The following is a 22,973-nucleotide window of genomic DNA, read 5'->3' on the forward strand; positions in this document are numbered from 1 at the left end:
CATGACGGAAGCCTCACGATTCGCGCCCGCGGTCCGGCAGACCTCGCCCGCCGTGGCAGGCCGCGAGCCCGCCAACCTCGGCGACATCCTGGAACGCGTACTCGACCGAGGCGTGGTGATCGCGGGGGACATCCGCGTGAACCTCCTCGACATCGAGCTGCTCACCATCAAGCTGCGCCTGGTGATCGCCTCGGTCGACACGGCCAAGGAGATGGGCATCGACTGGTGGGAGCACGACCCGTGGCTCACGGGGGACAACCGCGGCGTGCTGGAGGAGAACCGGCGGCTTCGCGCGCGGCTGTCCGCACTGGAGGAGCGGCTGCCCCTGGAGCCCCGACGATCGGAAGATGACCGTGAATGACACCGGGACCTACCTGTACGCGGTCAGTCACGACACGGGCTCGCCCTGCCCCGAAGATCTGACCGGAGTCGCCGGGACGAACGTGCGCACCGTCGCGTACGCCGGACTCGTGGCCTATGTGAGCACCGTCCCCCTGGAACGCTTCGGCGCGGAACCCCTGCGACAGTCGATGGAGGACCTCGACTGGCTGGGCGAGACCGCCCGCGCCCACCATCACGTCGTGGAGGAGGTCGCGGCGAGCCGCCCCACCGCCCCGGTCCGGCTCGTCACCGTCTACCGAGGGGACGATCAGATCAGGGACCTCCTGAGCCAGCGGCACGACGACTTCACGGAGGCGCTCGCCCGCGTCACAGGCCGGCAGGAATGGGGAGTGAAGGCCTATGTCGACCTGACGACGGCCACCCCCGCCGACCAGGAGGTGGCAGGAACGGGCGGTCCCGGGGCGGCTTACCTCAGGCGGCGTCAGATGAGTCTGCGCGGGCGCGAGGAGGCCTGGCGCCAGGCCGCCGCACAAGCGGAAGAGATCCACGACGCCCTCTCGTCCGTCGCCTGCGCGAGCCGTCGCCACCGCGCGCAGGACCCCGAGCTGTCGGGCCGCAAGGAGCTGATGATCCTCAACGGGGCCTACCTCGTCGAGCGCGACCGTCGCGAGGAGTTCGCCCACATGGTCGACAAGCTCCGGGGCCGGGGCGTCGACGTGGAACTCACCGGCCCCTGGGCGCCCTACTCCTTCACCGAACTCGCCGACGGGCAAGCGGAGATCCACGATGACGGTTGAGAACCCGCGAGGAGCCGAACTCGCCAGGGAAGGCCGCCTTCCGTCCGAGCGGGTAGCCCTCGTGGACCTCCTGGACCGCTTGCTGGCCGGCGGCGTCGTCGTGAGCGGCGACCTGGTCCTCTCCATCGCCGACATCGATCTCGTACGGATCTCCATCCGCACCCTGATCACATCGGTACGCGAATGCGACACACACCAGGAGGTGAGATCGTGACGGAACGACCGGCCCGAACGAGCAGACTACGCATCGAGACCGACGCCGAAGCCATGGAGCGCGATCTCTCCCGCCTGGTCCTCACCCTCATCGAACTCGTACGGCAACTGGTCGAGCGCCAGTGCGTACGCCGGATGGAGCAGGGAGACCTGTCGGACGAGCAGATCGAAGTGCTCGGCCTGACGCTGATGCGGCTGGAGGACGCGATGGCGGAGGTCTGCGACCGCTTCGGGCTGTCCCCCGCCGACCTCAATCTCGACCTCGGACCCCTCGGGACTCTCCTTCCCCAGGACTGAACCCCACCACGGCCGTGGCCACAACAAGATCCTCCCAAGACATCCCGACACTCTTGAAAACCATCGGACGATCACCGGGTACGGCGACCGCCCCGGTCACCACCTCCCGCATCGCCACCAGATCAGCCTCCGTCAGGGCACCTTCGGCGATCGCCATCACCACATCGCCGGCCTCACGCAAGGCGGTGGCGACATGCTCCACGACCACCGTGGCGCGACCGAGCAACGCCGCGTCGAGCTCACGCGCGTCAGGCTCATGCGACCCCACCGCGATCACCACGACCTCGTCACGCAGGAGAGCGGAGTCGAACAACGGCGACCGGGCCGAAGTCGCACACACGACGACATCAGCCGACCGCAACACTTCGTCAGCCTGAGACGATCCGAGCCTCACCGCGTGGAGCGCCATCTGGGACGGCCCCAACACGTCGTCGGCCTGGGACGATCCGAGTCTTACCGAGTTGGGCGCTGTCCGGGACGGCCCCAACGCCTCGTCGGCCTGGGACGATCCGGGCTTCACCGAGTCGAGCGCTGTCCGGGATGGATCCCGGACCAGGTAGGTGGCACGTTCGAGCGGCCGGACGGCGGCCAGCGTGGCGACATGGGCGATCGCCTGCGGACCGGCGCCGATCACCGCAACCCGCAGGGGACGACTGGGCAACCGCTCAAGAACGGCGGCGACCGACACCGCAGGAGTTCGCAGAGTGGTCAGCGCGGTCCCGTCCAGTACGGCGCGCAGCGCCAGCGTCTCCCGATCGAACAGCAGGTAGGCCGCCTGAATGCGCGGCAGCCCATGCGAAGGATTGTCCGGAGCAATGGTCACGACCTTCACCCCGGCCGTGGCCTCCGCCTCCGACGGCATCAGCAGAAACTGCCCCCGAGTCAGCCCGACCGCGACGCGGGGCGGATCCGCGGCAGGATCGACCTCCCCCCGCAAAGCATCCGTGATGGCCGCAATGGCGGCGGCAGGTCCGAGCGCGGCCACGGCATCCGCGTCGAGGAACCTCACCGCAGCAGAAACCCGGGAACCACCGGGTCGTACGGGTCGATCGAGAACGAATGCTCGCCAGTGCGGTAAGCCATGCCGGTGACCTGCGGGACAACGGCGGAACGCCCGCCCGCGTCAACGGTGTCCAGCACCGTCCCCATGAACGTGGTCCCGACGATGGAGTCATGCCGCAGCACGGTCCCGGTGGACATCCGCCCTTCCGCCGCCAGGACGGCGAGCCGCGCGCACGTACCCGACCCACACGGCGAGCGATCCACCTCACCATCCGCGAAGACCGTCACGTTGCGCTGATGCACTTCCCCAGCGCTACCGCCCAGATCGTCCACCCAAATAGTCCCGTAAACACCGTTCAACCGCGCATCGCTCGGATGCACAGCATGCTCACTCTCATTGAGCGCCCACTTGATCTCACGCCCGAGCGCGATGAGCTCATCGAGGTGCTTCGGCGTGACCGACAACCCCACCTGCGCGGCAGGCAGCGTCGCGTAGATCGCCCCGCCGTACGCCACGGTCACGCGGACCTTCCCGCGCGTGGTGCTCACCGGCACGTCGTCGGCGACCACCCAACTGGGCACGTTGACGAAGTCCACGGCCACCACCCGGGCGTCCTCGCGATGCACCCGCGCGGTCACCCGCCCCGACGGCACGTCGATCACCACATCCACACTGCCGGTCACCGGGGCCGCGACCCGCCCGGTCTCCACCGCCCACACGCCCAGCGCGATGGTCCCATGTCCACAGGCGGTCGAGAAGCCGTCCTTGTGCCAGAAGAGCACACCTAGGTGAGCACTGTCGTCGTCGGCCGGGACGACGAACCCGCCATACATGTCCGCATGCCCACGCGGCTCCGAACACAGCACCGCACGCAGACCCTGAACATCGGGATCCTCGATCGCCCGGGCCCGACGCTCGGCCACCGTCGCCCCCGGAATCGGCACCGGCGGCTCCACCACGATCCGGAACGGCTCCCCACCGGTGTGATAGTCCGTGGTCACGATCGTCGCCGGCAGCCTGGCGGCAGCCTGCCACCCCTGCGGTACACCGTTGGACGGCTCGCTCATGCGGGCGAGCCTAGCGCCCCCCACAAACAGGGAATCGAGCCAGAGCTACTCGGCCACGCGGCACCATGACTTTCACACTCCACAACGTCGCCCACGGCTGGATGCGACCAAGCCGTACACCGTTGAACGTCATGCCAGATGCCACGGCAGCTCGACCGGCCGAGCCGGCTGGTTCCCCGGCAACAGGTACTCCAGCAACCCGGCCAAGCCCATCGGCACGACAAGCTCGGCTGCCGCCCGCAGCTCCGAAACAGTCCACCATTCGAACCGGTCGGTGACCCGGCGTTCCTCGTCGTCCATGCCGGAGGTATCCACCTCCAGCCCGCTGACGCGAAGGAAGAAGTACGAGTCCACCGACCTGTACGCCGTCTCCCGCAGCGACCACGTCCCCGAACTGACCGCGACCACCGGCCCGAGAGCTCCCGGGGCGACGGCATGGCCGAGCTCCTCTCGCAGTTCGCGCGCGGCGGCCTCCTGGAGGCTCTCGCCCTCATCGACGGCTCCCCCGGGAGTGAACCACGCGTAGAAAGGGTCCTCGATCTGAAGCAGCAGCCCCCGATAGACCAGGATCCGGTCGGAGTCGTCGGCCAGCAGTACGCGTGCGGTCGTCCGCAGGATGCTCATGCGCAAGATCGTAACCCTATGACCTGCGGTCACTAATTAATGCAATTGCTTTGTGCAAGACCCCTGCAAGGGACTCGCAAGTGAATCCGGTACCAAAGAGTCAGGAAGTGCGGCCGGAGAAACCGGCTCCGGCTCGTAACAGAGATTCGACCGAGGGAGAAGAAATGTCGAACAAGTACGCCGTCGCGATTGAGGACCTGGCCGTCGAGGGTCCGGAGCTTTCCGACGAGCAGCTTCTCGCCGTCCGTGGTGGCCTGCGCCTGCGCGCCGGCTACAGCACCTGCACCCCGTGCGGCTACGACTGCGACTGAGCCTGGCACACCTGTTGGGACCGCGACTGAGCACGCCATCCCATCGGAATGACACGGACCCCGGGGGAACAGCGCCGATCGCATTTGCCGCGAAGAGCGCGTCAATAAACGACAGGTAAATGGTCGTTCTGGTGAGGATACGGTGTGGGCGCGGGGCGCCCGCACCGTTTCTATTGAAAAGGATTCTGAGCATGATCCTGGTATTGAGCGGCGAGGACGACGTCCACGCCGACGCCGTCGAGGAGGAGCTGCGGCGGCTCGGTGCGCCGGTGGCCCGCTTCGACCCGGCGCGGTATCCGGCCGACGCCGACCTGTCGGTGCGGATCGACGCCTCCGGCCGGGTGAGCGGCCTGCTCCGTGACGGCGACCGCGAGATCATGCTCGACAGCATCGGCGCGGTGTGGCTGCGCCGCCCGGGTGCCCTGCGCGTGGCGGGGGCGCTGGCCGGGACGGACGCCGCGGACGCCGTCGAACGCGAGGCGGTGGCCTTCCTGGCCGACCTGTGGGAGTCGCTGGACGTGCCGTTCGTCCCCGCCTCCCCGGCGACGGTCGCGCGGGCGTCGCACAAGCTGCGCCAGCTCGCCCTCGCCGGCGATCTCGGCTTCGAAGTCCCGAGGACGCTCGTCACCAACGATCCGGACGCGTTCCTCGACCTCTACGACGACACCTCGGGACACATGATCACCAAGCGGGCGGTGCCGAGCCAGCGCCTGCGTACCGTCAACGGCCTGGAGACCGCGCGCCACACGATCGCGGTCCGTCCCCGTGACCTCGTGGACGTCGAGTCCGTACGCCTCGGGCCGATCCTGGCGCAGCCGACCATCGGCAAACAGGTCGAACTGCGGGTGACGGTCGTCGGCGACGAGGTGTTCTGCGGGGCCATCCACTCGCAGGAGACCCACCACACCCGGCAGGACTTCCGCCGGTACGACGAGGCGCACACCCGGATCACGCAGCATCCGCTGCCCGCCGCGGTGCGGGACCTGTGCGTCGCGATCACGCAGGCGCTCGGCCTGCGCTACTCCGCGATCGACCTGATCGTCACGCCCGACGGTCGCATCGTGTTCTTGGAGATCAACCCGAACGGTCAGTATCTGTGGATCGAGCAGGAGACAGGGTTCCCGATCAGCCGCGCGCTGGCGGAGCTGCTGGTGAAGGTGAGCGGATCATGACGGAGTTGCCCGAGGTCGTGTCCGCCGCGACGCGCATCCTGACCGAACTGAGCGAGAGCCGGGTGACGCCCGCCGACGCCGAACGGGAACTCGCCGCCGTCGCGGCGAAGGGGGGCCTGCGGGTCCGGCTGCTGGCGGACGAGGAGGCGTACGACGGGTCCGTACACCGGAATCTGATCGTGCGCGGGCCCGGCCGGCCGACCGTGTCGCTGTCGGTGGCGTCGGGTCCCGGGCTGCCGTGGGCGCTGCGCGGGGTCGTCGCCCCCCACGAGTACGACCTGGTCGAGGTCAACGGCCAGATCGTCGCCGTGGACGAGGCGATGGCCTGCCTCGACGGCCTCTTCGACGACGTACGGCTCATGCGGGGCCTCATCGACGCCAGCCTCGTCGCCCAGGCCCTCGACGAGTACGACCTGGAGGTGTCGCCGCACGACCTCCAGGAGGCGATGGACGCGTACCGCAGGGCCCGCCGCCTCTACTCCGCGGAAGCCACCGACGCGTGGATGCGCGACAACGGGTTCACCCCCGCCCTGCTGGCCAAGCACGTCGAACAGCTGGCCGGGGTCGCGCTGCTCCGCCGCCACGTGGTCGGCGGCGAGGTGGACGCGTGGTTCGCCGAGCACCACGCCGAACTGGACGTGATCGTGGCGGCGTGGGCCACCGACGGGGAGCGGCTGCGGGCCGATCCGCTGGCCGCCGTCGCGGAGTCCTGGCGGGCCGGGGACGCCGCCGGTCTCCGTGAGTGGCGGGTGGACGAGCTGCCGGTCGGATTCTGCAGGCTCGCCGGAGCCGCGGTGGGCGAGGTGGTTCCCGTGGGATTCGACGGCGTCTCCGCCGACGCGGTCGTCGTGGACCGCCGCCCGGCGGAGCGGGACGCGCGGACCCTGGCCCTGGTCGAGCGCCGCCTCTTCGACCGGTGGCTCGCCGACCGCCGGGCGGCGGCGCGGGTGACCTGGTTCTGGGGTGACCGCAGACGGACGGATCGGGTGTTCGATGCGTACCAGTGACCGGCCCAGGCGGGCGCCCGTCGTGCTGCAGTCGACCCGGTTCGACTGCGGCCCCGCCTGCCTGGCCTCCGTGCTCGCGGCCTTCGGCCGTCCGGTGCCGATCGCCGACATCCGTGAGTCCCTCGATCCCGGCCGGGACGGCATCAGCGCCCTGGAACTGCGGGACGAGGCCCGCCGCCACGGCCTGGACTGCCGGGGCCGCCAGCTCGAACCGAACGCCGAGGCCCTGGCCCGCCTGCCGTTGCCGTTCGTCGCCCACTGGGAATCCGACCACTACGTCGTGGTGACCCGGGTACGGAACGACGGGGTCGAACTGATGGATCCCGCCATCGGGCGCCGGCGGCTCGACCACGCCGAGTTCCTGAGCAGCACGACGGGGATCGTGCTGACCTTCGGCATCGCGGACCGTCCCGCGCCCCGCCCGGCCGCCCCCTCGGTGCTGCGGTCGATCATCGTCCCGGCCGTGCTGGCCAATCGGGGGGCGTTGACGCTGCTGCTGCTCACGTCGCTGCTTCTGTTGGTGGCGGGGCTCGCCGTACCGGTGCTGACCGCGCAGGCGGTCGACGCGTTCGTGGGCGGGGGCGGGCTCAGCTGGCTGATCGCGCCCGTCGTCGGGTTGTTCGTGGCGGCAGGGGTGTTCGAGCTGGCGCGAGGGATGGCGGCGGCGTCGATGCAGTACCGCATCGGCGGGCGGCTGAACACGGCGTTTCTCGATCGGTTCCTCGCCGCGCCCCTGCAGTTCGTCGAACGACGGGGGCCGGGCGAGCTGATCTCCCGGATCATGGCCGCCGACGTGCTGCGGGACGCGCTCGCGACGCGGCTCGTGGGCGCCCTGCTGGACGCCGTGGTCGGCGTCGTCTACCTCGTCATCGTCCTGGTGGCGGCGCCGCTGCTCGGGATGGTGACGCTCGCGCTCGGTGTGGCGCAGCTGGTCGCCCTCGGCGCGCTCGCGGTGCGGGGCCGCCGGCTCCGCCGGGAGGAGCTGCTGGCCGACGCCCGGTCCAACAGCTGGCTGATGGAGGTCGCGAACGGCCTGGCCTGGGTCAAGGGGGCCGGCGCGGAGCACATCGTCGGGGCGAAGGCGATCCAGCTGCACGCCCGCAGGCTCGCCGCGCTGCACAAGGCGGCACGGAACGGAGCCGTCGCCGAAGCGGCCGCGTCCGCGGTCAGGATCGGCGGGCCGCTGGTCCTGCTCATCACCGCGGGGTCCAGCGCCTCGACGGAGAGCCCGGGCCGGATCGTCGCGCTGGCCGCGCTCGCGGCGGCCGCCCTGGGGCCGCTCGGCGCGATCGCCACCCATCTGCGGGAGTTCTACGAGATCGGATCCGTCCTCGACCACCTCCAGGATCTCGCGGAAGCGCCGGTCGAGTCGCCGCAGGGCAAGAGCGCGGTCGAGCGGTTACGCGGGGAGGTCACCGTCCGCGGGCTCAGCTTCCGGCACACCCACCGCGACCCCTGGACGGTCGACGACCTGTCGTTCCACGTGCCGCCGGGAACCAAGCTGGCCATCGTGGGCCCGTCCGGTTCCGGCAAGAGCACCCTGGCCAAACTGCTGGTCGGCCTCTACAAACCGACCCAGGGCTCCGTCTCCGTCGACGGCACCGACATCGCCGCCCTTGATCTCCCCTCCGTACGGCGGCTCATGGGCGTCGTCTGGCAGGACCCGCTCCTGTTCTCCGGCACCGTCCAGGAGAACATCACCCTCCGCGTCCCCGACGCCACACCCGAAGCCGTACGGGAAGCGGCTCGCCTGGCGGGCATCGACACGGACATCGCCGCCATGCCGATGGGCTACGAGACCATCCTCGGACCCTCCGGCGACGGCCTCTCCGGAGGCCAGCGGCAGCGGCTCGCGCTCGCGCGGGCCCTGGTAGGCCGCCCGGCCGTCCTCCTGCTGGACGAGGCGACCTCACACCTGGACACCCCCACGGAAGCCCTCGTCGAACGCAATCTGCGCGCCACGGGCGTGACCCGGATCGTCATCGCCCACCGCCTCTCCACCGTGCGGGACGCCGATCTCATCCTGGTCATGTCCGAAGGCTGCGTGATCGAGCACGGCACCCATCAGGACCTGATCGACTACGGCGGGGCGTACGCGCGAATGGTCGGCATGCAGCAGGTCACGACATCCGAAATCGTGACCGACCGGACCGTGCCGATGCGGCGCCCGGCCCGCCGGACCTGATCAGGCGAGCCGGGCGAAGTCCAGCCTTACAGGGTGCCGTTCTCGATCGCGGCCTTGAGGCCGGCCTGCGTGGCCTGGTGGGAGGCGACGCCGTTGGTGACGGTGAAGTCGATGAGGAGGATGCTCGCCTCGAACGTGAGGTGCTCGGTCACGCGGGTGACGGAGCCGCCCAGGTCGGTGAAGACGATCTTCTGGTGGGTCACCACGTTCGGCAGGGTCCAGGTGTCGGTCTCGTAGAAGAACTCGTCGCGGTGGATGCGCTGCTGGGCGTGGGTCCTGCTGCTGATGGGGATGCCCGCCACGACGGGGATGTCCTCGATCGCCGTGAAGTTGACGAACCGCACGTCGTCCTCGGTCCAGTCGGCGTGGGTGACGACTCGTTTGAGGAACGAGTGCATGCCGATGTGGTTGTTGACGTTGGAGTACGCGTCGAAGACGTGGGCGATGGGGGCGTTGATGTCGATGGAGATGTCCTGGCTGACCTGGCTTCTGCCGGTCCAGGGCAGCGGGGCGGTCAACTTCTCGTAGAAGCGGTAGGTGTCCCACGCCAGCTGCCACGACGCCGCCAGCTGGGCGTCCGTCTCGGCACGGGCGGGAGCGGATAAACCGGTCAGGAGCAGGGCCGTCGCGACGAACGGGACCGTGAGGAATCGCAGGAGCTTCTTCACATGCACCTCAGAGGAGAGGGTTGTACTGGTTCACACCTTCTACCCCATGTAGGAGTGATTGTGAAAGGCCCTCAGCCCAGACCCGCGTACTGGCGAGGGCGCAACGCCTGGGTGCGCAGCGCCGACAGCACCGCCAGCTGCCCCACCGGGGTCAGCTGCCAGCTCGCCCGCCAGTCACACGACATGCGCAGATCCAGCGCGTCCAACCGGCGCTGCAACTCGCCCAGCGGCGTGGTCAGATCGGCCGCGGAGACCTGGCCCCCGGCCGAGGAGCGCCAGCCCTCGCCGTTGACCACCTCGGCCACCCGGTCCCGCAACTCCGCGTACGGCAGCGGATCCCCGTCCGCGAGCAGCATCAGCGCCGCCTCCCGGATGGAGATCTCGAAATCGTGTTCGCCCTGCGCGGGAGTCAGCAGCGTCGCCGTGGCCGCCGTCCACATCGCCTCGGGATCGTCGGCGAGCTTGCGGCCGGCCACCGTGAGCACCAGCTTCCGGCCGTGGCGGCGCAGCGCCCGCAGCTCCTCGCTCGCGATCTCGCGGAGCATCGTCAGCGTGGGCACGTCCGCCTCGCCGCGGATCGACCCGGCCGTGACCGTGTCCCACCCGAACAGCTCGGCCGATTCCAGGACCAGGGCCCTGGCCAGGTTGAACTTTTGCGTGAGCGGCACGCCGCCGCTGCCGGACGCCCAGTCCAGCAGCCACCACAGCGACGCCAGGTGGGGTTCCGCCGGGGCCGGGACGGGGGCGTAGAGCCGTACCTCGAAGGGCTGGGCCAGTTCGCGGCGGGCCTTGCCGCGGCCGAGGACCCACCGGTTGAGGCGTTCCCCGTGCACCCGGTGCAGCCAGCAGTCGCCGCCCAGCTCGGCCCTCGGCTCGGTGAGCCAGCGGGTGGTCAGCTCCACCCGGCCCCGGGTGAGCCCGCGCATGACCGTCGTGGGCGGCGTCTCCGGCTCGTACGGCACCGCCAGCTCGCCGGACACGATCGCCAGCTCCAGCGCCGCCGCACAGGCGACGTGGGCCCCCAGCTCCTCCGGGCCCATGATGGAGCTCCAACTAAGCTCGGGCACGTCCGGAGGCAGCACACCGGTGGCCTCCAGCGCCTGCTGGTAGGCGGCGGCTCCAGCCTCCTCGCCCTCCCGTTCGTACGTGCGCAGGATCAGCGTGGTCGTCTCGGAGGCGCAGAGCGCCCCATACCTTTCCATTCCGCCCAACTCGAAAAGGCGGCCGAGGGCGTGCGCGATGGCCAGGTGGTCTCCGGTGACCTTGATGGGCAAGGCGTACCAGAGGAACTCGCACACGTCGAGCTGGCTGATGGTCTCCAGGGCCTCACCGCCGGTGAGCCATTCCACGGCGATTCTGGCCGAGTCGGCTACGTCCGGCTCAGCGCGCTCCAGTTCGGCGAGGAGCGCCGCCACATCAGGTGCGGGCATGACCCGCAGTCTGCCGTATGGGACCCACCGTTGACGACGACCGAGAGACACTCGGGACCACCCCCCTAGTGACTCACGATACGGACACCGCCGCCAGGGGTTAGATCCAGCCCGACTTGAACAGCATCCGGTCATACCAGTCCTGGTACGGAATGACCTCCGCGGACAGCACCGGATAGAGCCACCAGAAGTTGATCAGAGCGAGCAGCGCGAAGGTTCCGACGGCCACCGCTCCGTACAGGCGGCGGTTGCCCGGCTGCCCCATCGGCCCGATGATCAGCCCGGCTGCCAGCACGATCGCGAGGATCATGAAGGGGACCATGGGGATGGCGTAGAACAGGAACATCGTGCGGTTGTCGGCGAGGGCGAAGTAGAACCAGGGCAGCCACCCGGCCGCGTACCCGAGCAGGACGGCGCCGGCGCGCCAGTCGCGGACGGCCACGTACCAGGCGATCATCGCGACCAGGGCGAGCAGGCCGCCGAACCAGATGATCGGGGTGCCGGTGCCCAGCACCGCCCAGGAACAGCTGTCCGCTCCGCATCCCTTGGGCGATTCATAGAAAAATGCCACAGGTCGCAACAACATCGGCCACTGCCAGGGCTCCGATTGGTACGGATGCGAGGCTTCCAGGCCGGTGTGGAAGGACAGAATCTGCTTCTGGTAGTCCACCCAGGAGCGCAACGAGTCGAAGATGAAGTACACCGGGCCGTTCGAGGTCGCCTGCGCCCAGTTGCGGCCGTAGCCGCGGTCGGTGGCGAACCAGCCCGCGAACGAGACCACGTAGACCACCAGCGGCAGCACCGCCACCCAGGCGAACGCCAGCGGCAGGTCACGGCGGGCCGTGCCGGCCACGGACTGGCGCAGGCCGACCGCGCGGCGGGCGCCCAGGTCCCAGAGCACGGTCATGATGCCGAAGGCGGCGATGAAGAACAGGCCGGTCCACTTGGTGGCCAGGGCCGCGCCCAGGCAGAGTCCGGCGGCCAGCCGCCAGGGCCGCAGGCCCAGGAACGGGCCGGCGTCGCCGATGCCGGAGGATTCGTACCAGTCGGCCAGGCGCTGCCGGCTCCGGTCGCGGTCCACCACCAGGCAGGCGAAACCGGCCACCACCCAGAACATCAGGAAGATGTCCAGCAGGGCCGTACGGGACAGGACGAAGTGCAGGCCGTCCAGGGCGAGCAGGAAGCCGGCCAGGGTGCCGAGCAGGGTGGAGCGGGTGATCCGGCGGGCGACCCTGGCCAGGATGAGGATGGACAGGGTGCCGATGACGGCGGCCATGAAGCGCCAGCCGTACGGGGTGAGGCCGAAGAGCCACTCGCCGAGGCCGATCAGCCATTTGCCGAGGGGCGGATGGACCACGTACGAGGCGCACTGGTCGATCTGCTCGCAGACCTTGAAGATGTTCGTGTCGCCCCTGAGCACGGCCTGGTTGGCCGCGTCCCCCTCGATGAACTGGCGCTCCACGCCGTACGTGATCGTGGACCAGGCGTCCTTCGCGTAGTACGTCTCGTCGAAGACGATCGCCTTGGGCGTACCCAGCCGGTCGAACCGGAGGAACGCCCCGAAGATCGTCACGAGGATCGGGCCGAGCCACCCCCAGAGGGCGCTGCCCGGCATCGGCGGGACCAGCCGATCGCGCACGGAAGGCGTCGCGTTCTCGGGGTCCGGCTCGGGCTGCTCGTAAGCCTGATTGGCGAAGTCGGTCACGGCCACCCGCTCACACTACTGGCGGCTCCATGCTACGAACATGACGTACGCGCCGATTCGATGACGTTCCGCACCAGTCGGAGTGGGGGCGTGAACCTTACATACTGAGGGGATGAGGGAAATCGGCAGGCTGGTGCTGGCGGGCGCTCCGATCGGTCAGGTCGGCGACGCGTCGCCCCGGCTGCGGTCGGCGCTGGAGAGCGCGGATGTGATCGCCGCCGAGGACACGCGGCGGCTGAAGCGGCTGGTCTCCGATCTTGGCGCGGAAGTGACCGGCAGGGTCGTGTCGTACTACGACGCCAACGAGATCGCCCGGGCCAAGGAACTGCTCGATCTCCTGCTTTCCGGGCAGACCGTGCTGGTCATCACCGATGCCGGCATGCCCGGCGTGTCCGACCCCGGCTACCGGCTCACCAAACTGGCCGTGGACGCCGGAGTGACGGTGACCGCCCTCGCGGGGCCCTCCGCCGTGACGACCGCGCTGGCCGTCTCCGGGCTGCCCAGCGACCGGTTCTGCTTCGAGGGTTTCCCGCCCCGCAAGGCCGGGGACCGCGCCCGCCGCCTGGAGCGCCTGGCCGCCGAGGAGCGGACCATGGTCTTCTTCGAGGCGCCGCACCGCCTCCAGGCCTGCCTGGAGGCCCTGGCCGAGGCGTTCGGCGCCGACCGGCAGGCGGCCGTCTGCCGCGAACTCACCAAAACCTACGAAGAGGTACGGCGCGGCGGGCTCGGCCTTCTCGCCGAGTGGGCCGCCGGGGAGGTCCGCGGCGAGATCACCATCGTGGTGGCCGGGTACGTCGCGGATCAGGCCGAGCCGGAGATCGAGGACCTGGTCGCCGAGGTCGCCCGGCTGGAGGCCACCGGAGTCGCCCGCAAGGAGGCCATCATCGACGTGGCCAAAAAGGCCGGCATCCCGAAGCGCGATCTCTACAACGCCGTCCACACCGCGAAATCCTGACCTACGCGGTGATTTCCTGCGGGTCGTCGTCTTTCTTGCGGGTCAGGCGGATGCCGTGGCGGAGGGTGATGGCGGCGGCGAGGCAGGCCAGGGGGGCGGCGGGGATGAGGTAGCGGTAGTCGAATTCGGCGGTGGCGGCGGGGGCGAGGATGAGGCCGACGGAGGCGAGCCAGGGGAGGAGGACCGGGCCGCCGAGTTTGCGCCAGCGGAGGGCGACGCCGTACAGGCCGATGAGGAGGAGCAGGCCCAGGGCCAGGCCGGGCAGGCGCACGATCTTCTGGTAGACGATCATGATGTCGGCCCAGGGGCGGGTGTTGACCGTCGCGGCGGGGCCGTTCTCGTAGGTCTCCGCGTCGGTGTGGGTCTGGCCGCGGAAGGACGTCCACTGCGGGAGCCGGGTGGTGATGTTGTTGCCGAACTCGTACTGCAGGAAGGTCTTGGTGTCGGGGAACGGCTCGCGGTCCCAGCGGAAGGCGCGGATGAAGTCCTTGGCCACGACGGCGAGGTAGTCGCCGGGCTGGCTGAGGATGGCGCGGGTCGCGAAGGCCCCGGTGTTCTGGTTCATCTCGGCGTCGAACTTCATGCCCGCGCCGAAGACGTGGATCTGGTTGTCGTTGTCCCACCAGAGGTAGGCCTGCGCGGAAGGTCCGCGGTCGGCCGGTTTCTTGGGGATGCAGAGCAGCGCCAGCTTGAGTTCGGCGCGGGGGTCGAGCCCCATCTCGTGGCAGTCCGAGAACGACGCGGTCCGCATGTAGAGGATCACGCCGTCGCTGCTGGTCATCGCGAACTGGCCGTTGACCGCCTTGAACCAGCCCATGTAGCCGGCCACGGGAATCGCGCAGGCCAGCACCATCGCCAGGATCGGCTTCCAGTTCGTGCGCTTGACCAGGAGGTAGACCACCACCAGGGCCAGGATCGGCAGCCCGATGCTGCGGGTGAGCGCGGTCAGCGCCAGCAGGCCGCCGACGGCCGCGCCGACCTTCCACGACATCCGCCGATGCCAGAGCACCAGCGTCACGACCCCGACCACGAGCAGTGTGAACATGGCGTCCGACATGATCATCTGCTCGATCTGGATCTGGTACGCGTCGAACAGCACCGGCACCGCCGCCAGCGTCGCCCCCCACCCCGGCAGGCCGAACCGCCGGGTTAACAGGGCGTAGATCAGCAATCCGCCGGCCAGCCCCATCAGATGCTGGGTGAACACCACCAGGGCCAGGCTGTGCAGCGGCTTGAGCAGCAGCAGCCAGAAGCCGTACCCGTCCGGGCGGATCGGGTGGGGGCGCGGGTGCAGGGCGACCGAGATGTAGTCGTAGGAGTCGTTGAACCACATGGCCGGGCCGAAGCCCAGCATCGTGATGACGCGCAGCAGCGCGCCCAGCCCGAGAGCGGCGGCGAACCAGCGGTGACGGCCCACGAACGCGACCAAGCGCCCCCATCGTCCGGTGCTGGGAGCGCTCAGCGTTGTCGGTTCGGCGACCGCGACCATGCTTACAGAATGCCAGTCCTTTCACGGACTTGACTCGGGCACCTGTGGGTAGCGGGCATGATTGGTTGATCCGATCGGGAGCTTGAGGGGTTGCGACGTGGAACTCACGGTGGTCATGCCCTGCCTCAATGAGGCGGAGACCGTGGAAACGTGTGTACGCAAGGCACTGGCGTGCATGCGCGAGCACGGTATCGAGGGCGAAGTGGTGATCGCCGACAACGGCAGCACCGACGGTTCGCAGCAGCTGGCCAGGGACGCCGGCGCCCGGGTGGTGCACATCGCCGCGAAGGGTTACGGCAACGCCCTGATCGGCGGCATCCGCGCCGCTCGCGGCAAGTACGTCATCATGGGCGACGCGGACGACTCCTACGACTTCACCGGCCTGCTGCCGTTCGTGGAGGAACTGCGCGCGGGCGGCGAACTGGTGATGGGCAACCGCTTCAAGGGCGGGATCGCCCCGGGCGCGATGCCGCCGCTCCACCGCTACCTGGGCAACCCGGTGCTCTCGTTCATCGGGCGGCTGTTCTTCCCGAGCGCGATCGGCGACTTCCACTGCGGCCTGCGCGGCTTCCGCCGCGACTCCATCCTGCGGCTGGGCCTGCAGACCGGCGGCATGGAGTTCGCCTCCGAGATGGTCGTCAAGGCGACGCTGCAGGGCCTGGACGTGCGCGAGGTGCCCACCACGCTCTCGCCCGACGGCCGCTCCCGCCCGCCGCACCTGCGGTCCTGGCGGGACGGCTGGCGTCACCTGCGCTTCCTGCTGCTGTACAGCCCGCGCTGGCTGTTCTTCATCCCCGGCCTGGTGCTGATGACCCTCGGCCTGGTGGCGGGCACGGCGCTGACCTTCGGCCCGGTCTACATCGGCGAGCTGGCCTTCGACGTCGACACCCTCGTGGGCGCCTCGGCGATGGTCGTGATCGGCTTCCAGGCGGCGCTGTTCGCGCTGTTCACGAAGGTGTACGCGGCCGAGGAGGGATTCCTGCCGGAGGACCGGCGGGTGAAGCGGCTGGTCGACATCGTGACCCTGGAGAAGGGCCTGATCGCCGGCGGGCTGCTGGCGCTGGCCGGTCTGGTGGGCCTGGTGGCGTCGCTGGCGCACTGGGGCGGCCGGGGCTTCGGGGAGCTGATCCCCGCCGAGTCGCTGCGTCTGGTCGTGCCGTCCGCGACCGCGTTCATCATGAGCTTCCAGACGATCTTCGCGTCGCTGTTCATCAGCATCCTGGGCATCCGCAGGTCCAAGGAGACCTCGATCGACATCGCCGCGTCGGCCGCGGAGGAGGCGGCGGAGGCCGTCACCCGGGAGAGCGCCCGCAGCTAATCCGTTCGAGCGGGCCGCCGAGGGGCTCTAGTCTGGACGCATGTCTCAGCACATCTTGACCGCCGTCGCGTGGCCCTATGCCAACGGGCCACGGCACATCGGGCACGTCTCAGGATTCGGCGTGCCGTCCGACGTCTTCAGCCGCTACCAGCGGATGGCGGGCAACAAGGTGCTGATGGTCTCGGGGACCGACGAGCACGGCACCCCGATCCAGGTCCAGGCCGACAAGGAGGGGCTGACCCCCCGAGGGCTCGCCGATCGGTACAACCGGGTCATCGCGGAGGACCTGACCGCGCTCGGCCTGTCGTACGACCTGTTCACCCGGACGACGACGCGCAACCACTACGCCGTGGCCCAGGAGATCTTCCTGGGTCTGTACAACAACGGGTATGTCTTCCCGAAGACGACCCTCGGCGCGGTCTCCCCGTCCACCGGGCGCACGCTGCCGGACCGCTACATCGAGGGCACCTGCCCCATCTGCGGATACGACGGCGCGCGCGGCGACCAGTGCGACAACTGCGGCAACCAGCTGGACCCGATCGACCTGATCAACCCGAAGTCCCGCATCAACGGCGAGACGCCCAAGTTCATCGAGACCGAGCACTTCATGCTCGACCTCCCGGCCTTCGCCGAGGTGCTCGGCACGTACCTGCAGGGCAAGCAGGGCGAGTGGCGGCCGAACGTGCTCAAGTTCGCGCTCAACCTGCTCGGCGACCTGCAGCCGCGGGCGATCAGCCGGGACCTGGACTGGGGGGTGCCGATCCCGCTCGACGGATGGCGGGACCGGTCGGACAAGCGCCTCTACGTCTGGTTCGACGCCGTCATCGGCTACCTCAGCGCCTCCATCGAGTGGGCCCGCCGCTCCGGCGACCCCGAGGCCTGGCGCGCCTGGTGGCAGAACCCGGACGCGCGCGGCTACTACTTCATGGGCAAGGACAACATCGTCTTCCACGCCGAGATCTGGCCGGCGCTGCTGTTCGGCTACAACGGCGAGGGCGCGCGGGGCGGCAGCCCGGGTTCGCTCGGCCGGCTGGACGTGCCGTCCGAGGTGGTCTCCAGCGAGTTCCTGACGATGGAGGGGAAGAAGTTCTCCTCCTCCAGGTCCGTGGTCATCTACGTCCGCGACTTCCTGGAGCGTTACTCGGCGGACGCGCTGCGGTACTACATCTCGGTGGCCGGTCCGGAGAACCAGGACACCGACTTCACCTGGTCGGAGTTCGTCAACCGCAACAACGGCGAGCTGGTGGCCGCGTGGGGCAACCTGGTCAACCGGTCGATCTCGATGGCCGCCAAGAACTTCGGTGAGATCCCGGCCGCCGTCGACCTCACCGACGCCGACCGCGCCCTGCTCGCCCGGTCCCGTACGGCCTTCGGAGCCGTGGGCGCCGAACTCGCGCGGTCCCGCTTCAAGAACGCCGTCAACGAGGCGTTCGACGTGGTCCGGGACGCCAACCGCTACCTGGCCGAGCAGGAGCCCTGGAAGATCAAGGACGACCCGGCCCGGCAGGGTTCCATCCTGCACGTGGCGCTCCAGGTCGTCGACGACGCCAAGACCCTGCTGACGCCGTTCCTGCCGAGCTCCTCGAACAAGATCTTCGAGATGCTGGGCGGCTCGGGTGTCTGGTCCGGGATGCCGCGGATCGACGAGGTGGACGAGGACGGCGGGCCCAGCTACCCGATCATCACGGGTGAGTACGACGGGGCCGCCACCTGGGAGCACCGGCCCATCCAGGCCGGCACCCGGCTCGCCCCGCCGACTCCGCTGTTCACCAAGCTCGACCCCAAGATCGTCGACGAGGAGCTGGCCCGGCTCGCCGGGGAGTAGCCATGTCGCGTGAGATGCCGCCGCTGCCCGAGCCGCTCGGGGCTCCGGTGTTCGATTCGCACTGCCACCTCGACATCATGGTCGGGGATCGGCAGGCGTCCTCAGGGGATCCGGTCGCGCTGACCGCGCAGGCGGCCGGGTCCTCGGTCGCCGCGATCGTGGAACAGGCCCGCTCGGTGGGCGTCACCCGCCTGGTGACCATCGGGTACGACCTGCGGTCCTCCCGGTGGAACGCCGAAGTCGCCCGGGACAACCCGGACGTGTACGCCGGGGTGGCGATCCACCCGAACGAGGCGCACGCGGCCACCCCCGAGGTCCTCGCGGAGATCGAGGAACTGGCCCGGCAGCCGCGGGTCCGGGCGGTGGGGGAGACGGGGCTCGACTACTACCGGGACTGGGCCTCCCACGACGACCAGCAGGCGAGTTTCCGGGCGCACATCGAGATCGCCAAGCGGACCGGGAAGGCGCTGGTGATCCACGATCGGGACGCGCACGACGACGTGCTGGCGGTGCTCGCGCAGGAGGGCGCGCCGGAGGTCGTGGTGTTCCACAGCTATTCGGGCGACGCCGAAATGGCCAAGAAGTGCGTCGAAGCCGGATATTTCATGTCGTTTTCAGGGCCGGTGACGTACAAGAACGCAGGTTATCTGCGGGAAGCGGCTGCCGTGGCTCCGGTGGAACTGATGCTGGTCGAGACGGACGCGCCGTATTTGCCGCCGACGCCGTACCGGGGGAAGCCGAACGCGCCCTACCTGATCCCGCTGACGTTGCGGTGCCTGGCGGAGGTGAAGGGCGTGGACGCCGACGCGCTTGCGGCCGCGGTGAACCGCAACGGGGAGCGGGTTTTCGGCGCCTGGTAGAGCCAGATCGGCGAACCGGCTGCTATTGCATGGTATTTGCGGCATATTGGGGTCATTCTCCTGAGCCAACTGCGACCAATGTCACGGCGGGGATTCAGTGATGAGGTTGAGGTGGGAGTGACGACGGCGCTAGCGTCGTGAGCCGGTCAACCTCCGGAAGGACGCGTCCATGTATTCACCGACATTGGAGCAACCGTTCGGGGGCGGCAGCGGTGATTCGGCTCCCGGCGAGCCGGTCGGCCCGCCTCCCGAGCGTCCGCGTTCGGGCGAGCCTGCCCAGGAGACCAGGAGCGAGCCTGCTCAGGAGGCCAGGGCCGAGCCTGCCCAGGAGGTGAGGAGCGGCGGTCCGGCGACCGGGGACTTCGCCGCGATGCCCCAGCCCGGGGCGCGCATGTCGCGGCGGCTGAGCGCCCGGGGTGTGTCGCCGCCGCCTGATCCACCGGTCCCCTTCATGCCGCCGATCACCCCGGAGAACCTGGGGGACCGTACCCTCCCGCGGGAAGAGCCCGCGCCGAAGCCCGTGATGCCCGCGTGGCGGACCTGGGTGAGCTCGCCCTGGAGCATGTCGGTCTACGCGGCGCTCGTCGGGGTGTCGCTCGGCGCGGTCGTCGGCGGCGGCCTGGCCAACGAGGTCACCCTCGACATCGACGGCGATCTGCGGACGTTACGGAGCTTCGCCGGATCGGTGGAGGGTGTGCTCGACTCCGCCGGCGTGCGGTACAGCGCCGGGGATCACGTCAAGCCCGGCCCGGGCGAGCGCGTGGGCGACGGCACCACCATCGTCGTACGGCACGCCCGCCCGCTCACCCTGATCATGGACGGCAAACGCAGCACCCACATGATCACGGCGCTGAACGTCGGCGACGCGCTCGAAGACCTCAAACTGGACCCCGCCCGGCTGCGGCTGTCCGCCAACCGGATGCGGCAGATCCCGGTCTCCGGGTTCAAACTGAGCGTGAAGACCCAGCGCAAGGTCTACATCGTCGCGGAGAAGGTCAGGATCGCCACGATCACCACCGGGCGCACGGTCTCGCAGGTTCTCGAACAGGCCAACATCACCCTCGCGAAGGGCGACACGGTCCGGCCCTCGCTCAGCACCTTCCCCAAGGAAGGTTCGGTCATCCGGGTGGTCCCCGCCCTCCCGCCGCGCACCATCCCGATCTCCCCCAACGTGGCCGCCCTCAACTGGGCCGGTCTCGCGGACTGCGAGTCCCACGGCAACCCGAAGGCGTACAACCCGGGCGGTCCCTACTACGGGATGTACCAGTTCAGCCTCCCCATGTGGCGAGCGGTCGGCGGCACCAAGACGCCCATCGACTGGCCGGCCGAGGAGCAGACCTACCGCGCCCAGCTCCTCTTCCAGCGGGTGCAGGGCCGCTGGCAGGGCCAGTGGCCGCACTGCGGCGCCCGGTTGGGCGCCTGAGGTCAGCCGACGGCGCGGCCCAGGTCGGCCGTGCCCTTGAGGGTGGACTTGATGAGCGTGGCCGGGCCCAGCGCGCGGGTGGCCACGGCGCCGCCGCCCTTGCGGTCGGGGATGCCGATGACCAGGCCGAGGCCGGGCGTCACGCCGTCGGGGTTGCCGTAGGCGGCCAGTGACCAGCCGAAGTGCTGGTACGGCTGCGACTCGGCGAAGTCGAGCCCGTCGCCGCTCTCCCCGCCCCGGACCGGCGCGAACCGCACACGGCCGGACTCCGCCGCACCCTCCACCGTGGCGTACGGCTCGCCGATGGCGAGAACCGGAGTCCCGGTCGGGTTCACGAACGCCATCGACCACCCGATGGCCGCGCCCTTCACGACGGGAATCGTGGGGAACTTGAGCTCGCCCACCCCCATCCGGATGGTGCGGCTGGGTTCGAGCTCACCCGAGCCCTTCCGCTCGTACAGCTGGATGGCGCCCGTGTCGGCGATGCTGCCCTGGTCGGACAGCGGCAGGCTCACCGCCAGGTAGGCGGCATCCCCCCACTCCCCGTACGCGAGGGACCAGCCGAACCGGTTCCCCGACTTCTCGACCACGTCCTTGGTCGCCTGGTTGAGATCCCACTTCCTGCTGGTGTACGGCCCGTCCTCCAGCACGTCGAACACCACGGCCACCATGCCCGAGTCGATCTTCCCGGAGGCGACCTGGATCCCAGTTCCGTCGTTGTTCTCGTACGGCGCGCCAACCGCCAGATCAGGCTTGCCCGGATCGCCTCCGAGGTTGCCGACCGCGAGGGACCAGCCCCACATGTCGCCGACCTCGCCGTTGCCGATGACGCCCTCGTTCTCCTGGTTGAGGCGTTTGGCCGAGCGGACCGTGTCACCCACGTCGAACACGTGCACCGCGCCCGCGTCGGCCGGCTCGTCCGCGTGCGGCTGCCCCACGGCGATCACCGCGCCGCCGCCGCTCAGGTCAGCGGAGGCGACAGACCACCCGAAATGGGATTCCGCCTGCTTCTCCGCCTCCAGCGGCAGCACCTCGGCGTCCCCGGACGCGGTCCCGAAGAACACGTACGCGGCCCCGGAGTCGTCGTCACCGGTGTACGGCGCTCCGACGATCACGTCCAGGCACTTGTCGTCGTTGACGTGCGCGGTCCGGACGGCCCAGCCGAAGCCCGCGCCGGGTTCCGGGTCGGGGCCGCGCAGTTCGAGGGTGCCGCCGAGGCCGGGCAGGCCGTCCTTCGACTGCTCGCTGGCGCCGCCCAGCAGGACCTGGACGACACCCGCGCCCTCGACGCCGTCCACGTCGGCGAAGGGGTCACCGGCGACCGCGTCCACGAGGCCGTCGCCGTTGAAGTCGGCGGGGCCGGCGGTCGCGGGGCAGTCCGCGCGGGCGGCGGTCTTGCCGGGTGCGACGACGGTGGTCTTGCCGGGTGCGAGGACGGTGGTGGACAGGACGGCGCGGCCGGTGACCAAGCCGGATGCGGCGGCGGGGGGCGTGGCGGATGCGACGGCCGCGGTGGGCAGGACGATGAGGAGAGCGGCCAGCGAGGCGGCGAGTGCGGCGCGGTTCACAGCTGGGCCTCCACTTCGTCGGTGAGGGACAACTTGGCGGGGGTACGGCCGGAGGGCAGGTCGAACACGAGCACGCCGTCCACCTTTGTGCCGGGCTTCAGAGCGGTGGGCAAGGTGGTGGATGCCTCATGGGCGGGGTATTCGTCGCCCTTGTCATCAATGAGGGTCGGCGCCGTGCCGTTGAACGCGGCCAGGTCGCCGCCGGTGTTCAGCATCGACCACCGGACCACGCAGAAACCACCCTTCGCGGCCGTCGCGCCCTCATAGGTCTTGACGTCGCAGCGTGGCTGCTGGGGGATGATCAGGGCCAGGTCGTAGCCGCCGAGCGCGATCTGCCGTCCGACGTCCTCCCCGATTCGGGGCGGAGCGGACACGGAAGCCTTGGCCACGGGAGTGGGCTTGTCGTCGGTACCGGCGGTCAGCAGCACCACCAGCGAGACCGCCAACGCGGCGGCGACCGCGCCTGCGCCCAGCAGCCACCGCATCAGCGAGGTCCGCTGGCGCTTTCCGCCGACAGTGTCCGAATCCTCCGAGAACGGAATCGCCCCCCGGGGATCGGTCTCCGCGGACCGCCACGCTTGCTCCATCGCCGTCAGCGAGGTCGCGGGGCCCGGGGGTGCCGGAGCGTAGGGCGGGGGATTGGACGCGGCCGGGGAGGGCGCGTTGGGCGCAGCGCCGGCGGCACCCGGGGTGGTTGAGGGGGCGTTGGGAGCC

At 69.8% G+C, this 22,973-nt stretch carries 23 protein-coding genes; 13 read left to right on the forward strand and 10 right to left on the reverse strand.

What is annotated here, in order from left to right:
• Window position 1 precedes the first annotated feature (1 nt).
• The 4 genes from gvpJ to Aph01nite_RS30000 are packed head-to-tail and all read left to right on the forward strand — an operon-like array spanning window position 2 to window position 1,649.
• A complete protein-coding gene (gene gvpJ, locus Aph01nite_RS29985; RefSeq protein ID WP_204044388.1) occupies window positions 2-361 on the forward strand; it encodes a gas vesicle protein GvpJ in 360 nt (119 codons plus the stop codon).
• Window positions 348-1,139, forward strand: coding sequence for a GvpL/GvpF family gas vesicle protein (locus Aph01nite_RS29990; protein WP_204044389.1), 792 nt, complete (start codon window positions 348-350; stop codon window positions 1,137-1,139). Before gvpJ ends, Aph01nite_RS29990 begins: the two co-directional genes overlap by 14 nt.
• Window positions 1,129-1,353, forward strand: a complete 225-nt coding sequence (locus tag Aph01nite_RS29995) for a gas vesicle protein (RefSeq protein ID WP_204044390.1) — start codon at window positions 1,129-1,131, stop codon at window positions 1,351-1,353. The genes Aph01nite_RS29990 and Aph01nite_RS29995 overlap by 11 nt, the downstream gene beginning before the upstream one ends.
• Window positions 1,350-1,649 carry a gas vesicle protein K gene (locus Aph01nite_RS30000; RefSeq protein WP_239162090.1) on the forward strand — a complete coding sequence of 100 codons (300 nt, stop codon included), beginning with the start codon at window positions 1,350-1,352 and terminating at the stop codon, window positions 1,647-1,649. Before Aph01nite_RS29995 ends, Aph01nite_RS30000 begins: the two co-directional genes overlap by 4 nt.
• Here Aph01nite_RS30000 and Aph01nite_RS30005 read toward each other — a convergent pair.
• The 3 genes from Aph01nite_RS30005 to Aph01nite_RS30015 all read right to left on the reverse strand — a co-directional run bounded on the left by Aph01nite_RS30005 (window position 1,603) and on the right by Aph01nite_RS30015 (window position 4,343).
• Window positions 1,603-2,658, reverse strand: coding sequence for an ornithine cyclodeaminase family protein (locus tag Aph01nite_RS30005; RefSeq protein WP_204044392.1), 1,056 nt, complete (start codon window positions 2,656-2,658; stop codon window positions 1,603-1,605). The two genes, Aph01nite_RS30000 and Aph01nite_RS30005, sit on opposite strands and share 47 nt — an antisense overlap.
• Window positions 2,655-3,719, reverse strand: coding sequence for a proline racemase family protein (locus Aph01nite_RS30010; protein ID WP_204044393.1), 1,065 nt, complete (start codon window positions 3,717-3,719; stop codon window positions 2,655-2,657). The genes Aph01nite_RS30005 and Aph01nite_RS30010 overlap by 4 nt, the downstream gene beginning before the upstream one ends.
• A gap of 129 nt (window positions 3,720-3,848) precedes the next feature.
• Window positions 3,849-4,343, reverse strand: coding sequence for an NUDIX hydrolase (locus tag Aph01nite_RS30015; RefSeq protein ID WP_204044394.1), 495 nt, complete (start codon window positions 4,341-4,343; stop codon window positions 3,849-3,851).
• Between the two features lie 164 nt (window positions 4,344-4,507).
• Here Aph01nite_RS30015 and Aph01nite_RS30020 point away from each other — a divergent pair, with 164 nt between their 5' ends.
• The 4 genes from Aph01nite_RS30020 (at window position 4,508) to Aph01nite_RS30035 (ending at window position 9,018) form a co-directional block, all read left to right on the forward strand.
• On the forward strand, window positions 4,508-4,654 hold the full coding sequence (locus Aph01nite_RS30020) for a hypothetical protein (RefSeq protein WP_204044395.1): 147 nt from the start codon (window positions 4,508-4,510) through the stop codon (window positions 4,652-4,654).
• A gap of 191 nt (window positions 4,655-4,845) precedes the next feature.
• A complete protein-coding gene (locus tag Aph01nite_RS30025) occupies window positions 4,846-5,826 on the forward strand; it encodes an MvdC/MvdD family ATP grasp protein (RefSeq protein WP_204044396.1) in 981 nt (326 codons plus the stop codon).
• Window positions 5,823-6,833 carry a TIGR04500 family putative peptide maturation system protein gene (locus Aph01nite_RS30030; RefSeq protein ID WP_204044397.1) on the forward strand — a complete coding sequence of 337 codons (1,011 nt, stop codon included), beginning with the start codon at window positions 5,823-5,825 and terminating at the stop codon, window positions 6,831-6,833. The genes Aph01nite_RS30025 and Aph01nite_RS30030 overlap by 4 nt, the downstream gene beginning before the upstream one ends.
• Window positions 6,820-9,018: a peptidase domain-containing ABC transporter gene (locus Aph01nite_RS30035; RefSeq protein ID WP_204044398.1), complete on the forward strand. Its 2,199-nt coding sequence runs from the start codon at window positions 6,820-6,822 to the stop codon at window positions 9,016-9,018. The genes Aph01nite_RS30030 and Aph01nite_RS30035 overlap by 14 nt, the downstream gene beginning before the upstream one ends.
• Before the next feature lie 26 nt (window positions 9,019-9,044).
• Here Aph01nite_RS30035 and Aph01nite_RS30040 read toward each other — a convergent pair whose 3' ends face one another.
• From Aph01nite_RS30040 to Aph01nite_RS30050, 3 genes are all read right to left on the reverse strand, one after another.
• A complete protein-coding gene (locus Aph01nite_RS30040) occupies window positions 9,045-9,686 on the reverse strand; it encodes an SRPBCC family protein (RefSeq protein ID WP_204044399.1) in 642 nt (213 codons plus the stop codon).
• Window positions 9,687-9,757: 71 nt separating this feature from the next.
• Complete coding sequence (locus tag Aph01nite_RS30045; protein ID WP_204044400.1) at window positions 9,758-11,116, reverse strand: hypothetical protein; 1,359 nt, start codon at window positions 11,114-11,116, stop codon at window positions 9,758-9,760.
• Between the two features lie 100 nt (window positions 11,117-11,216).
• Window positions 11,217-12,827, reverse strand: a complete 1,611-nt coding sequence (locus Aph01nite_RS30050) for a dolichyl-phosphate-mannose--protein mannosyltransferase (RefSeq protein ID WP_373872345.1) — start codon at window positions 12,825-12,827, stop codon at window positions 11,217-11,219.
• A gap of 106 nt (window positions 12,828-12,933) precedes the next feature.
• Here Aph01nite_RS30050 and rsmI point away from each other — a divergent pair, with 106 nt between their 5' ends.
• Window positions 12,934-13,776 carry a 16S rRNA (cytidine(1402)-2'-O)-methyltransferase gene (rsmI, locus tag Aph01nite_RS30055; protein WP_204044401.1) on the forward strand — a complete coding sequence of 281 codons (843 nt, stop codon included), beginning with the start codon at window positions 12,934-12,936 and terminating at the stop codon, window positions 13,774-13,776.
• 1 nt (window position 13,777) lies between these two features.
• Here the strand turns inward: rsmI and Aph01nite_RS30060 are convergent, their stop codons facing one another.
• Window positions 13,778-15,205: a hypothetical protein gene (locus Aph01nite_RS30060; RefSeq protein ID WP_239162091.1), complete on the reverse strand. Its 1,428-nt coding sequence runs from the start codon at window positions 15,203-15,205 to the stop codon at window positions 13,778-13,780.
• A gap of 157 nt (window positions 15,206-15,362) precedes the next feature.
• Between Aph01nite_RS30060 and Aph01nite_RS30065 the strand changes: the two genes are divergently transcribed.
• From Aph01nite_RS30065 to Aph01nite_RS30075, 3 genes are read left to right on the forward strand one after another with little or no spacing between them, the layout of a single operon-like run.
• Window positions 15,363-16,583, forward strand: coding sequence for a glycosyltransferase (locus tag Aph01nite_RS30065; protein WP_204044403.1), 1,221 nt, complete (start codon window positions 15,363-15,365; stop codon window positions 16,581-16,583).
• Window positions 16,584-16,623: 40 nt separating this feature from the next.
• The gene (gene metG, locus Aph01nite_RS30070) at window positions 16,624-18,408 is read left to right on the forward strand and encodes a methionine--tRNA ligase (RefSeq protein WP_204044404.1); all 1,785 of its coding nucleotides are present in this window, start codon (window positions 16,624-16,626) and stop codon (window positions 18,406-18,408) included.
• A 2-nt stretch (window positions 18,409-18,410) separates the two neighbouring features.
• Entirely contained in the window at window positions 18,411-19,268 is an 858-nt protein-coding gene (locus Aph01nite_RS30075; protein ID WP_204044405.1) for a TatD family hydrolase, read from the forward strand.
• Between the two features lie 300 nt (window positions 19,269-19,568).
• Here Aph01nite_RS30075 and Aph01nite_RS30080 read toward each other — a convergent pair whose 3' ends face one another.
• Window positions 19,569-19,721: a hypothetical protein gene (locus tag Aph01nite_RS30080; protein ID WP_204044406.1), complete on the reverse strand. Its 153-nt coding sequence runs from the start codon at window positions 19,719-19,721 to the stop codon at window positions 19,569-19,571.
• Here Aph01nite_RS30080 and Aph01nite_RS30085 point away from each other — a divergent pair.
• Window positions 19,720-20,691 (forward strand): resuscitation-promoting factor, encoded by a 972-nt coding sequence (locus Aph01nite_RS30085; RefSeq protein WP_204044407.1) that lies wholly within the window; start codon window positions 19,720-19,722, stop codon window positions 20,689-20,691. The genes Aph01nite_RS30080 and Aph01nite_RS30085 overlap by 2 nt on opposite strands.
• A gap of 2 nt (window positions 20,692-20,693) precedes the next feature.
• Here the strand turns inward: Aph01nite_RS30085 and Aph01nite_RS30090 are convergent, their stop codons facing one another.
• Together Aph01nite_RS30090 and Aph01nite_RS30095 are read right to left on the reverse strand one after the other, a co-directional pair.
• Window positions 20,694-22,259 (reverse strand): integrin alpha, encoded by a 1,566-nt coding sequence (locus Aph01nite_RS30090; RefSeq protein WP_204044408.1) that lies wholly within the window; start codon window positions 22,257-22,259, stop codon window positions 20,694-20,696.
• Window positions 22,256-22,973, reverse strand: a 718-nt coding sequence (locus tag Aph01nite_RS30095; RefSeq protein ID WP_204044409.1) for a DUF4352 domain-containing protein, incomplete at its 5' end; no start/stop codon positions are given. The genes Aph01nite_RS30090 and Aph01nite_RS30095, both read right to left, overlap by 4 nt.

This window comes from Acrocarpospora phusangensis, assembly GCF_016862995.1.
GTDB lineage: Bacteria > Actinomycetota > Actinomycetes > Streptosporangiales > Streptosporangiaceae > Acrocarpospora > Acrocarpospora phusangensis.

What these genes read in the sequence shown, in the direction of transcription:
- Aph01nite_RS30035 (WP_204044398.1), top strand. Translation starts at nt 6,820, where the DNA reads ATGCGTACCAGTGACCGGCCCAGGCGGGCGCCCGTCGTGCTGCAGTCG.
- rsmI (WP_204044401.1), top strand. Translation starts at nt 12,934, where the DNA reads ATGAGGGAAATCGGCAGGCTGGTGCTGGCGGGCGCTCCGATCGGTCAG.
- gvpJ (WP_204044388.1), top strand. Translation starts at nt 2, where the DNA reads ATGACGGAAGCCTCACGATTCGCGCCCGCGGTCCGGCAGACCTCGCCC.
- Aph01nite_RS30010 (WP_204044393.1), bottom strand. Translation starts at nt 3,719, where the DNA reads ATGAGCGAGCCGTCCAACGGTGTACCGCAGGGGTGGCAGGCTGCCGCC.
- Aph01nite_RS30075 (WP_204044405.1), top strand. Translation starts at nt 18,411, where the DNA reads ATGTCGCGTGAGATGCCGCCGCTGCCCGAGCCGCTCGGGGCTCCGGTG.
- Aph01nite_RS30080 (WP_204044406.1), bottom strand. Translation starts at nt 19,721, where the DNA reads ATGAAGGGGACCGGTGGATCAGGCGGCGGCGACACACCCCGGGCGCTC.
- Aph01nite_RS30025 (WP_204044396.1), top strand. Translation starts at nt 4,846, where the DNA reads ATGATCCTGGTATTGAGCGGCGAGGACGACGTCCACGCCGACGCCGTC.
- Aph01nite_RS30020 (WP_204044395.1), top strand. Translation starts at nt 4,508, where the DNA reads ATGTCGAACAAGTACGCCGTCGCGATTGAGGACCTGGCCGTCGAGGGT.
- Aph01nite_RS30015 (WP_204044394.1), bottom strand. Translation starts at nt 4,343, where the DNA reads ATGAGCATCCTGCGGACGACCGCACGCGTACTGCTGGCCGACGACTCC.
- Aph01nite_RS29990 (WP_204044389.1), top strand. Translation starts at nt 348, where the DNA reads ATGACCGTGAATGACACCGGGACCTACCTGTACGCGGTCAGTCACGAC.
- Aph01nite_RS29995 (WP_204044390.1), top strand. Translation starts at nt 1,129, where the DNA reads ATGACGGTTGAGAACCCGCGAGGAGCCGAACTCGCCAGGGAAGGCCGC.
- Aph01nite_RS30045 (WP_204044400.1), bottom strand. Translation starts at nt 11,116, where the DNA reads ATGCCCGCACCTGATGTGGCGGCGCTCCTCGCCGAACTGGAGCGCGCT.
- Aph01nite_RS30085 (WP_204044407.1), top strand. Translation starts at nt 19,720, where the DNA reads ATGCCGCCGATCACCCCGGAGAACCTGGGGGACCGTACCCTCCCGCGG.
- Aph01nite_RS30030 (WP_204044397.1), top strand. Translation starts at nt 5,823, where the DNA reads ATGACGGAGTTGCCCGAGGTCGTGTCCGCCGCGACGCGCATCCTGACC.
- metG (WP_204044404.1), top strand. Translation starts at nt 16,624, where the DNA reads ATGTCTCAGCACATCTTGACCGCCGTCGCGTGGCCCTATGCCAACGGG.